This window comes from Pedobacter yonginensis (assembly GCF_003173595.1).
Lineage (GTDB): Bacteria > Bacteroidota > Bacteroidia > Sphingobacteriales > Sphingobacteriaceae > Pedobacter > Pedobacter yonginense.
On the sequence record NZ_QGNZ01000001.1, the window covers coordinates 1,350,137 to 1,361,636 of the forward strand.

Here is an 11,500-nt window from a genome sequence, read left to right on the forward strand (position 1 = left end):
TGCTTTAAAAATAGATTTTGAAACCACCTAATTACATTCTTTCTGGAGAGGTAATGCCCAAAATGAGCATACCCGTATAAATCACATCAGCTGTTTTTTTACAGAGGTTTAAACGGAACTGTTTTTCCTCCCCATCTTCCGTTTTCACAATTGGCGGCACTTCATGGTAAAATTTATTGAAAAGCTTCGCCAGTTCGTATAAATAGTTGGCCAAACTCGCCGGACTGTAAGCCTTCGCCGCAATGGCAATTTCTGATGGATATTTGGCCAATAAAAGAATCATCTCCAACTCCACATCAGAAATACCTGAAAAATCTGCACTATTCACTGCAAATTTATATTCAGCTTTGCTTAACAGCGATTTAATTCGAGCATGTGTGTATTGGATGAATGGCCCTGTATTTCCCTGAAAATCAATACTTTCAGCAGGGTTAAACAATAACCTTTTCTTAGGCTCTACCTTTAGCAAAAAGTATTTTAAAGCACCTAAACCAATATTTTTATAAAGCTGTTCTTTATCTTCCGTTGTAAAGTCGTTAGTTTTACCAAGCTCCTCCGTTTTTTCACGGGCCGTAGTTACCATGCTTTCAATTAATTCATCGGCATCTACAACCGTCCCTTCTCGACTTTTCATTTTTCCGTTAGGCAAATCGACCATACCATAAGATAAATGATATAAACCTTTCGCCCAACTTTTGCCTAGTTTTTCTAAAATTAAGAAAAGCACTTTAAAGTGATAATCTTGCTCATTACCAACTACATAAATCGACTCATCCATGTTAAAATCGTCGTGTTTCATTTCCGCAGTACCTAAATCCTGAGTAATGTAAACCGAAGTTCCGTCGGCACGCAACACCAATTTTTGATCCAAGCCATCGGCTGTTAAGTCAATCCATACCGAGCCATCTTCCTTTTTAAAGAAAACACCCTTAGCCAAACCTTCATCAACCGTATCTTTCCCTAATAAATAGGTATTGCTTTCATAGTAAAACTTATCGAAATCAACGCCAAGGTTTTTATAAGTTACATTAAAGCCAGCATAAACCCATTCATTCATGGTTTTCCAAAGCGAAACCACCTCCTCATCACCCTGCTCCCATTTCAAAAGCATTTGTTGTGCCTCTTTAATCAGCGGAGCGTTTTTCTTCGCTTCATCTTCGGTTTGTCCTTCAGCCTTTAAAGCCTCAATTTCTTTCTTATATTCCTGATCAAAAATGACATAATATTTGCCCACCAAATGATCGCCCTTTAAACCCGAGCTTTCTGGTGTTTCGCCATTACCCCACTTTTGCCAAGCCAACATCGATTTACAAATGTGGATGCCCCGATCGTTCACTAAATTTACCTTTACCACATCGTAACCATAGGCCTTCAGTAGTTCAGAAACAGAATAACCCAATAAATTATTACGCACATGCCCAAGGTGAAGCGGTTTGTTGGTATTTGGTGAAGAATATTCTACCATTACCTTCTTGCCGTTTGAAGGGTAAACTCCAAAATCTGGACTTAAAATCTCATTATTAAACTGCTTGATGAAATAACTTTCGGCAATGCTCAAATTTAAAAAGCCTTTTACCACATTAAATTTGGTAACCTCTTCAACATGGCTTTGTAAGAATGTACCAATCTCATTTGCAGTTTGTTCGGGCGATTTTTTAGAGAACTTGGTAATTGGAAATACCACGATGGTTACCTGACCTTCAAATTCCTTACGGGTATCTTGTATATTGATTACACTTTCAGCAACTTCTTCCTTATAAAGCTCAAGGATGGCTTTCTGTGTTTCGGTAATAATAAAATTCATGCTGTAAAAATAGGGATTAAAGCGGAAAGCTGAAAGACAAAACCCAAAAGCATTTTGATACCGAATACGCACATCAGTTACTTGATACTCCACCAAATTCTAATAGCTTTGTAACAACTAAATATTCATGAGCGGACAAAATCAAAATTTCAAAGTCAACGTAAAGACCGAAATCGGTAGGTTGCGTAAATTGTTAATCCATAGTCCAGATAGTGGCTTGGGCAAGGTTGTACCCTCAAAAGCCCAAGATTGGCTTTTTGAAGATATTGTACATTTAGATACAATCCGCAAGGGGGAGTACGATTATTACATCAAATTATTAATGTATTTTCTCGATCCCGAAAAAATTAAGGGGAAATTGGCTAAAATCGATTCAGAAGAAGACAATCGTAACTTTTACAAACCCAACCATCCTGATTTCCACAACTCAAAGTCTGTCATAGAAATTCAGAATTTGTTGAGTGAAATGTTGGAGGATAAATCCATCCGGGAGAAGTTAGTCGCAGCAGTTTGTGCCATTGAGGGCTGCACGTATCAGGTTCAAATTGAGTTAACCAATACCGATCCGAAGCAATTGGCAGAAATTTTAATTTCAGGAACGCTGGCGAACGATACCATGATTTTTGCGCCCATCCCAAATTTAATTTTTACCCGAGATGTAGGCACCACCATTAACAATCACATTCTACTGAACAAACCCGCAAAAAAAGCCCGCGTACGCGAAACCCTTTTAATGCGCTATATTTTCTTCAACCACCCACTTTTTGAAGCGTATCAAAACAACATTTTGGAAATTCCAGATGTTACCATGCATTTCCTTCGCCCAGGCGATGAACCCGCTTTCAGCACCACTTTAGAAGGCGGTGATGTGATGATGGTAAGCCCCAACCACGTGCTCATCGGTTGCAGTGAAAGAACTTCAGAACATGGTGCAAATGAGGCCATTAAGTTACTTTTCGATCAGGATGTAGTAGAAAAGGTAACGGTAGTTAAAATTCCAAGTAAACGCGATTACATGCACCTTGATACAGTTTTTACGCAGGTTAAGCGCGATACATGGGTTATATTGAACTCTATAGCACATACACCAAAGTACAACCCTTACGAGCCAATAAACTTTTTAAAAGAACCCGATAAATTGGAAGCTACCACAGCCATTCAGTTTAACAAGTCGAACCCACAAGAGCCCAAACATTTTGAACATGTAGAAGCATTGTTGAACGACATTAGCCAAAATGATTTAAAGTGCACTGAGCCAACCAAAATTATTTATAGCGGCAACAATCAGTTTCCATACGATTCGAGAGAACAGTGGACGGACTCTTGCAACCTATTGGCCATTAAAGAAGGCGTTGTTTTAGGCTATGACCGAAACGACAAAACCGTAGATGCTTTTAAAGATGCTGGTTTTGATGTAGTTGATGTAAAAGATTTAATTCAGGATTTAGAAAGTGGCAAAGCAAATGCAGAAACCCTAACCGATACATTAATTTTGATGCCATCGGCAGAATTATCCAGGGCTCGCGGCGGATTCCATTGCATGAGCTTACCCATCTGTAGAGACGATTTATAAGTCGAAATGTAAAAGCAAATTCAGCATCACTCCATAATTCCGTGAAAACTGCATACTTTACATCAGCAACCTGTTAACGTACTTTACACTAGAAACAAAATGCTTGCTACTCAATACTTGCCACTCGATAATAGCTACTTGAAACTTGATACTTGATACTCTATGCTTGATACCCGATACTAAATGCTTGCTACTTGATACTCTACACCTGATACTCTACGCTTGATACCCGATACTTAATACTTAATACTTGATACTCTACACCTGATACTCTACGCTTGATACCCGATACTTAATACTTTATACTTAATACTCGACACTTGATACTCAATACTTGATACTTGATACTAAATACTCAATACTTAATACCCAACACCCGCAACAATGCAAACCACCAACCATATCTTAATGATCCGCCCTGTTGATTTTAAGTTCAATGAGCAAACGGCGGCAAACAATAAATTTCAAATCGCATCAACAGCTAGCGACGTACAAACGCAAGCTTTACAAGAATTTGATGCTTTTGCTGCTATGCTTCGTGCAAACGGCGTAGATGTAACAATAGTGGACGATACTTTGCAACCGGAAACTCCTGACTCAATTTTCCCTAACAATTGGGTTTCCTTCCATGAAGATGGCTCCGTTTTTCTATATCCTATGTTTTCAGAGAACAGAAGACTAGAGCGCAGAAGTGAAATTTTGGAAGAATTAAAAGGCAAATTTGAGGTTAACCACGTTAGCGACATCAGCTTCTACGAAAATCAGCATGCCTTTTTAGAAGGTACTGGGAGCATGGTTTTGGATCGCACAAACAAAATTGCCTATGCCTGTTTAAGCGTGCGCACCGATGAGGAAGTGTTGAATAACTTTTGCATGTTAACAGGCTATCAACCCGTTGCTTTTCAGGCAGTTGACAGTACCAATTTTCCTATCTACCATACCAACGTAATGATGTGCATTGGCGATAAATTTGCTGTTATTTGTTTAGATAGCATTAAAAACGAAGAAGAAAGACAACATGTGGCCTTAACGTTGGTGGATAGCGGAAAGCAGATTATAGAAATTACGCTCGAGCAAATGAATCGTTTCGCTGGCAATATGTTACAAGTTTCGAATGCGGATAATGAAAGCCTGTTGGTGATGTCGGAGCAAGCCTATTTATCCTTAACAGAAGAACAGATTAGTTCACTGGCTAAGTATTGCAGAATGATACATGCGCCACTTTACACCATCGAGAAAAATGGTGGCGGAAGCGCCAGATGTATGCTTGCCGAAATCCATTTGCCCTTGAAATAGTTAGGTGCTTTACTCGGAACAGCGCGTTATATTTTGGTAGAAAACAATTGCCTAAAAACTTTGTCTTAAACCCAAGCGTTTCCCAACAGTAAAAATATTTTGAATAAGGATTAATTCTCGATTTAAAATTACATTTTTGCAAAAATTATTTAAAAGTAAATGCAGAGTTACTCAGAATTTCTTGATCTAAGTGTTGGCTTTCCACAGGAAGGATTCGATGTTATAGATGATGAATTATATTTTCAGGATTTAAACCTGATGGAAATGATTGAAACCTATGGTACTCCCCTACGTTTCACGTACTTACCAATGGTGAGCAAGAAAATTCAACAAGCGAAGATTCTATTCCAAACTGCCATTTTAAAGAACAATTACCGTGGTGATTATAAATATTGCTACTGTACAAAAAGTTCTCACTTTAGACATATTGTTGAAGAAGCCCTAAAAAACAATATTCACTTAGAAACTTCTTCAGCATTTGATATGCCAATGGTTGACGCACTGGAGAAAAAAGGGCATTTAACAAAAGAAACAACCATCATTTGCAACGGCTTTAAAACCTATCAATACAAGCAATATATTATTGATATGCTGCATGATGGCTATAAAAACATCATCCCAGTACTTGATAATAAGGAGGAATTTAACCTTTTTGATGATGAGGTTGATATTGATACGCCATGTAATTTAGGGATCCGTATAGCGGCCGAGGAACAACCAGATTCTCAGTTCTATACCTCGCGTTTGGGCGTTCGTATGGAAGATATTATTGATTTCTACAATAACAAAATCGTTCATAATCCTAATTTCCGCGTAAAACTATTGCACTTCTTCATTAATTCAGGAATCACCGATTCGCCATATTATTGGAATGAGCTAGAAAAGTATGTAACGCTTTATTGTAAGTTCAAAAAAATCAATCCAGATTTAGATACTTTGGATATTGGTGGCGGAATGCCATTTAAAGATTCATTGGTTTTCGATTTCGATTACGAGTATATGGTAAACGAAATTGTAAAGCGGATTAAAGAAATCTGTGCCATCCACGATGTTATGGAGCCAGATATCATTACCGAATTTGGCAAATATACCGTTGCTGAAGCATCAGGAATTTTATATAAAGTTTTAGGCAGAAAACAACAAAACGACCGCGAGCGTTGGTTAATGCTAGATGGATCTTTCATCACCAACCTACCCGATGTTTGGGCACTAAATCAAAAATACATATTATTGCCAATTAACAATTGGGATGCTGAATATGAGCGTGTTAACTTAGGAGGAATCACCTGCGATGGTCAAGATTACTACAATCAAGAAGCACATATGAACAGTGTATTCATGCCGAAAACGCGTAAAGTTCAGTACCTTGGTTTCTTCCACACAGGCGCCTATCAAGAGGTGTTGAGTGGCTACGGAGGCATACATCACTGCTTATTGCCAAGTCCGAAACATGTATTAATTCGCAGAAACCGAGATGAAAGCTTCAATTTTGAGGTTTTTGGCGAGGAACAAAATAGTAAACAAGTGTTGAAGATTTTAGGCTACTAATTTAATTGGCCGTTTTTTAGCTTAGAATTAGCTAGAAAAGTCAATTCTGCATTAAATGATAAAATACCCTAGTTTTTTTAACCGGGGTATTTTTTTTATATTTGAGTATGGCTGATGAACAAAACAAATTGCTAGAAAGGATAACGATAATCGAAGGATTGATGGGTGGAAAGCCTACAATCAGAGGTAATCGCTTTACGGTAATTGACATCCTAGAGCTCCTATCTTCTGGAATGACAAATGAAGAAATTTTAGAGGAACATCCCATCCTCGAACGTGATGATATTAAAGCAGCTTTGCTTTTTAGCGCTAGACAACTCAGGGATGACTACATTTACGAATAATTGGGAATTTTGGTTAGACGAAAATATCTCCCCTATAATATCTAAATGGTTAATGGATGAAATCAAGATTAAATGCATTTCATTCCATCTACTAACGCTAAATCAAACGCCTGATTTGGAAGTTTACCATCTGGCCCGTAACAAAAAAAAAGTTATTATAATCTCTAAAGACGAGGATTACCGAGAACTGGTAGCTTGGAAAGGTGCGCCCCCTAAGTTAATCGCAATTAAATTCGGAAACTGTCCAAGCCGCCTATTCTGGGAAAAGCTTAAAACTGAAATTTACGATGCCATCGACAAACTAATCTATGGAGATTTAGATATATTTGACATAAAATAATATCATATGAAATTCGGACAAGTTGAAGATCCATCGATTATAGATTTCAAGCTCCCAAGTGATGCACCACAAACGGAAGCTATTTTAAAAGCCAATAAATCTAAACAAAACTTTCATGCATCCGTAGGCTGTGCAAAATGGAACAAAGCAGACCTCAAGGGCTTCTATCCAAAAGGCACGAAAGATGAACTCACCTACTATTCAACTCAGTTTAATTCAATTGAATTAAATGCCACTTTTTATGGCATGCCGAGCAGTGAGCAAGTGATTACCTGGACGCAAAAAACACCAGCTGATTTCAAATTTTTTCCAAAATTAACCAATACAGTTAGTCACTTTAAAAGACTAATTAACGTAAAAGAACCCGTTGAACAATTCTGCGATGCCATTAGTAATTTTGAAGATAAGCTAGGCATGGCCTTTCTACAGCTTCACGACAACTTTAAACCGAAAGATTTTGAAAGGCTTAAAATTGTAATAAATGAATTTCCAAAAGTAATTCCACTAGGGGTTGAAGTTAGAAATGCAGAATGGTTTTCAAACCCAACGATAGCAAACGAATTTGCAGAATTATTTGAGCAAAATGGCATTGCGAATATTATTGTAGATACCGCAGGAAGAAGAGATATGCTGCACATGCGTTTAACAACACCTACCGCATTTGTACGCTACGTTGGCGCAAACCATGAAAGTGATTACGCTCGATTAGACGAATGGGTAGATCGCATCGTTAAATGGAAAGAACAAGGTTTGCAAAACTTGTATTTCTTCGTACATCAAAATGTAGAGTTGGCTTCGCCTCTGCTTTCGGCCTATTTTATTGAAAAATTAAACAAAGCCACAGGAACAGACCTGAAAATTCCAGTAATGGGAAACCCACCAAGCTTATTTTAATTTTCATTTAGATTTCCGACGTTCCTCAATTGCAGGCTTGTCTGTACGTTATTTCTACCGTATTAAGCTATCGCCATTTCGACCGCAGTGGAGAAATCCTTGAACTTTGCTAATTTAAAGATCTCTCCGTTCCGCTGCGCTCCAGTCGAGATGACGGATTACAGAAAGTGCGCTCCAATCGAGCCGAACGGATTACCGACGCGTCATTTCTACCGTATTAAAGCGTTGTCATTTCGACCACAGTGGAGAAATCCTTGAACTTTGGAAGAAAAAACACAAAGCTCCACGGCAGAGAAAACATTTCTAGACCAAAATGATAGAATTAGCTAGAAATTCTCTTATAAATGGATTCAGTAGCTTTAGCCTCCTCTCCTTCAGGAGAAATATTATAAGCTGTAAAAACGATTTCATTCTGATTAATAATTTGTAGCTCAGTCTTCCATCCCCAAGGCAAATCTCCATATTCGGGACTACCATAACTGCCAACAATGGAAAATCCATCAGTCGAGGCATCACCAGTTGAAAGCATAATTTGAGTTCCCATGTGAAAACTATCAATCCAACTTGCAGTAAATTTCTGATATGGAATATCAAAACCAATAATCATTTTTCCTTCATAAAACTTACCATCTAAGGTACCCTGATAATCAAAGGAAATAAACCGTCCACCTAAAATGGAAGAAATTACAGCAGTTGAAGGAGATTCATCTGATAAGATATTTGGTTCAAACCAAGTTTTGGTATTGCCGGTCCAATTGCCGATCAAGTCCGATAGTCGCTTATGTGCACCATCAGTTAAAGATTGTTCAAATTTACTTTTAGCCATACTTCAAATTTATAATTTTTTTATCTCTTTAAAAATCAAGCAATAGGCTAATCGGTATTCACCATTTTTATCGCTAGTTTCAAGGATCTCCTCATTACGCTGCACTCCAGTCAAGAAGACGAATTGCTGATGGGTCATTTCCACCGTAGCGAAGAAATCTTTCAACTCTGGGGCATTAAAAATCCAAAGCCCTGCCGCCGAGAACATTTTAATCCTCAATCTTTCAGTCTTTGGACTTTCCCCTTTAGTCTTTGGTCTTCCACCTTTAGTCTTTCCCCTTTCCACCTTTAGTCTTTCCCCTTTCCACCTTTAGTCTTTCCCCTTTCCACCTTTGGTCTTTGGTCTTTCCCCTTTAGTCTTTCCACCTTTAGTCTTCCCCTTCCCCTTTTACTCTTTAAAAAAATCACTATCTTGTTTTATGCTAAAAAGTCTAGATTTAAGTCAGGTAATGGTTATCGATATCGAGACTGTTCCCCAATATTCATCCTTTCAAGACGTCCCACCCCACCTTCAACAACTTTGGGAGCTTAAAACCCACTACCAAAGAACTACAGATCAAAGCGCAGAAGAATTTTATGAAAGAGCAGGAATTTTAGCGGAGTTTGGCAAAATCATCTGCATCAGTCTGGGTGTGTTTAGCTATCAGGATAAAACCTATTCTTTAAGAGTCAAATCAATTTATGGTGATGATGAAAAACAAATCTTAACCCAATTTTCCGCGCTCTTAGAAAAACAATCCAGTAGTTTAATGTTTTGCGCACATAATGGGAAGGAGTTTGATTACCCCTACCTGTGCAGAAGGCTATTAGTCAATAGCATAGATATTCCCATACAACTAGAACTTACCGGCAAAAAGCCTTGGCAAGTAAATCACTTAGATACCATGGAGTTGTGGAAATTTGGCGACTATAAACATTACACCTCTTTAAATTTATTGGCAACAATATTAAACATTCCGACTCCAAAAGATGATATAGATGGCAGTCAAGTGAGGCAAGTGTATTATGAAGAAAGGAATTTAGACAGAATTGTAACCTATTGCCAAAAAGATGTAATAACTACCGCACAAGTGCTATTAAAGTTCAAAGGAATGGATATAATTTCGCCAGAAAACATTACAATTGTAGTCTGATGTTAAACGTAGAAGACTTAAGTATCGATTTCTTTAATCAGGAGGAGAAAACCTGGTTTAAAGCCGTAAAAAAAATTAGTTTTAAGGTTAAAGAAGGTACAGTTTTGGGCATTGTAGGCGAATCAGGCTCAGGTAAGTCAGTTACGTCATTTTCCATCATGCGCTTGCACGATGAAAAATCTGCCAAAATTAGCGGAGACATTGATTTCGAAAACATCAGTTTGCTTAACCTCAGTTCAAATGAAATCAGACAATTCAGGGGAAATCAGATTTCTATGATTTTTCAGGAACCAATGACATCTTTGAACCCCGTTTTCACCTGTGGCTACCAAGTAGCTGAAGCTATAATTTTGCATCAAAAAGTTAGTAAAGCAGAAGCAAAAAGACAAACCATTGCACTTTTTAACGAAGTGCAGCTGCCTAGGCCGGAAAAAATTTTCGAGAGCTATCCGCATCAAATTTCTGGCGGACAAAAGCAAAGGGTGATGATTGCAATGGCGCTAAGCTGCAATCCAAAACTTTTAATTGCCGATGAACCCACAACAGCACTAGATGTTACCGTGCAAAAAACCATTCTTCAGTTGCTCCTTAAGCTGAAAGAAGAAAGAAATATGGCGATGATTTTTATCTCACACGATTTGGGTGTGGTAAATGAGATTGCCGATGAAGTAGCGGTAATGTACAAAGGAGAGATTGTAGAACAAGGGTCTGCAAAAATGATTTTCGAAAACCCTCAACATCCCTATACAAAAGGTTTGCTGGCCTGTCGGCCCTCTCCTGCGCTTCAATTAAAAAAATTACCCGTGGTGGCCGACTTCCTAACAGGAAAAATTGATGATGCATCCGCACATCTTCAAGCTTCCAATCAGCTAACAGAAACTGAAATTCAGCTTAGAAGAAAAAAATTATACGATCAAGAACCATTGCTGCAAATTAAAAATCTGTGTAAATGGTACCCAATACATAACGGCTTTTTCGGCAAAACAACAGATTACGTTAAGGCTGTAGATCAGTTGAATTTTAATGTTTTTCCTGGAGAAACACTCGGTTTGGTTGGAGAATCGGGTTGTGGAAAAACCACATTAGGTAGAACAATTTTACGCTTAATTGAGCCCACTTCAGGTAGCATCGTTTTCAATGGGCAAGATATTACACATATCGGAAAACCAGCACTTAGGAAACTCAGAAAAGACATCCAAATCATTTTTCAAGATCCATATGCATCCCTAAACCCTAAACTTAGTATTGGCCAATCAATATTGGAACCACTTCAAGTGCACAATTTATTTGATAATGAAGCCGATAGAAAGAAAAGAGTGTTAGAATTACTTCAAAAGGTAGGACTAAAAGAAGAGCATTTCAATCGCTATCCACATGAGTTTAGTGGTGGGCAACGCCAAAGAGTGGTTATCGCAAGAGCGTTGGCTTTAGAGCCCAAATTTATCATCTGTGATGAGTCGGTTTCCGCTTTGGATGTTTCTGTACAAGCTCAAGTGCTCAATCTAATCCGCGATCTTCAAAGAGAGTTTGGCCTAACCTATATTTTCATTTCGCATGATTTGGCTGTGGTAAAGCATATTTCCGATCGGATTTTGGTAATGAATAAAGGGAAAATCGAAGAAGAAGGATTCTCCGAGCAAATATTTAACGCCCCAAAGGCAGCCTATACCAAAAAATTAATCGAGGCCATTCCAGGCAGTTAGCTCATGGTTTTAATTTGGCGTTTAATCATAGGTTAACTTC

At 38.1% G+C, this 11,500-nt stretch carries 11 protein-coding genes; 8 read left to right on the forward strand and 3 right to left on the reverse strand.

Translation table 11 applies throughout. From position 1 onward, the window contains the following. Window positions 1-31 precede the first annotated feature (31 nt). Window positions 32-1,804: an arginine--tRNA ligase gene (gene argS / locus DHW03_RS05895; protein WP_109924772.1), complete on the reverse strand. Its 1,773-nt coding sequence runs from the start codon at window positions 1,802-1,804 to the stop codon at window positions 32-34. A 127-nt stretch (window positions 1,805-1,931) separates the two neighbouring features. Here argS and DHW03_RS05900 point away from each other — a divergent pair, with 127 nt between their 5' ends. From DHW03_RS05900 to DHW03_RS05925, 6 genes are all read left to right on the forward strand, one after another. Beyond that, window positions 1,932-3,377, forward strand: a complete 1,446-nt coding sequence (locus DHW03_RS05900; protein WP_109924773.1) for an arginine deiminase family protein — start codon at window positions 1,932-1,934, stop codon at window positions 3,375-3,377. 384 nt (window positions 3,378-3,761) lie between these two features. Further along, window positions 3,762-4,673, forward strand: coding sequence for a citrulline utilization hydrolase CtlX (ctlX, locus tag DHW03_RS05905; RefSeq protein ID WP_109924774.1), 912 nt, complete (start codon window positions 3,762-3,764; stop codon window positions 4,671-4,673). 159 nt (window positions 4,674-4,832) lie between these two features. After that, a complete protein-coding gene (locus DHW03_RS05910) occupies window positions 4,833-6,221 on the forward strand; it encodes an arginine decarboxylase (protein ID WP_109924775.1) in 1,389 nt (462 codons plus the stop codon). Window positions 6,222-6,328: 107 nt separating this feature from the next. Then, window positions 6,329-6,565, forward strand: coding sequence for a DUF433 domain-containing protein (locus tag DHW03_RS05915; protein ID WP_109924776.1), 237 nt, complete (start codon window positions 6,329-6,331; stop codon window positions 6,563-6,565). Next, window positions 6,546-6,905 (forward strand): DUF5615 family PIN-like protein, encoded by a 360-nt coding sequence (locus DHW03_RS05920; protein WP_109924777.1) that lies wholly within the window; start codon window positions 6,546-6,548, stop codon window positions 6,903-6,905. Before DHW03_RS05915 ends, DHW03_RS05920 begins: the two co-directional genes overlap by 20 nt. Window positions 6,906-6,911: 6 nt before the next feature. Beyond that, a complete protein-coding gene (locus DHW03_RS05925) occupies window positions 6,912-7,799 on the forward strand; it encodes a DUF72 domain-containing protein (protein WP_109924778.1) in 888 nt (295 codons plus the stop codon). A gap of 322 nt (window positions 7,800-8,121) precedes the next feature. On the opposite strand, the gene DHW03_RS05930 is transcribed toward DHW03_RS05925, so the two are convergent. Continuing rightward, complete coding sequence (locus DHW03_RS05930) at window positions 8,122-8,625, reverse strand: DUF1579 domain-containing protein (protein WP_109924779.1); 504 nt, start codon at window positions 8,623-8,625, stop codon at window positions 8,122-8,124. Window positions 8,626-8,634: 9 nt separating this feature from the next. Next, window positions 8,635-8,910: a hypothetical protein gene (locus DHW03_RS05935; protein WP_109924780.1), complete on the reverse strand. Its 276-nt coding sequence runs from the start codon at window positions 8,908-8,910 to the stop codon at window positions 8,635-8,637. Window positions 8,911-9,043: 133 nt separating this feature from the next. On the opposite strand from DHW03_RS05935, the gene DHW03_RS05940 reads away from it, so the two are divergent. Beyond that, window positions 9,044-9,757, forward strand: coding sequence for a 3'-5' exonuclease (locus DHW03_RS05940; RefSeq protein WP_109924781.1), 714 nt, complete (start codon window positions 9,044-9,046; stop codon window positions 9,755-9,757). Then, window positions 9,757-11,460: an ABC transporter ATP-binding protein gene (locus tag DHW03_RS05945; RefSeq protein WP_109924782.1), complete on the forward strand. Its 1,704-nt coding sequence runs from the start codon at window positions 9,757-9,759 to the stop codon at window positions 11,458-11,460. Before DHW03_RS05940 ends, DHW03_RS05945 begins: the two co-directional genes overlap by 1 nt. Window positions 11,461-11,500 lie beyond the last annotated feature (40 nt).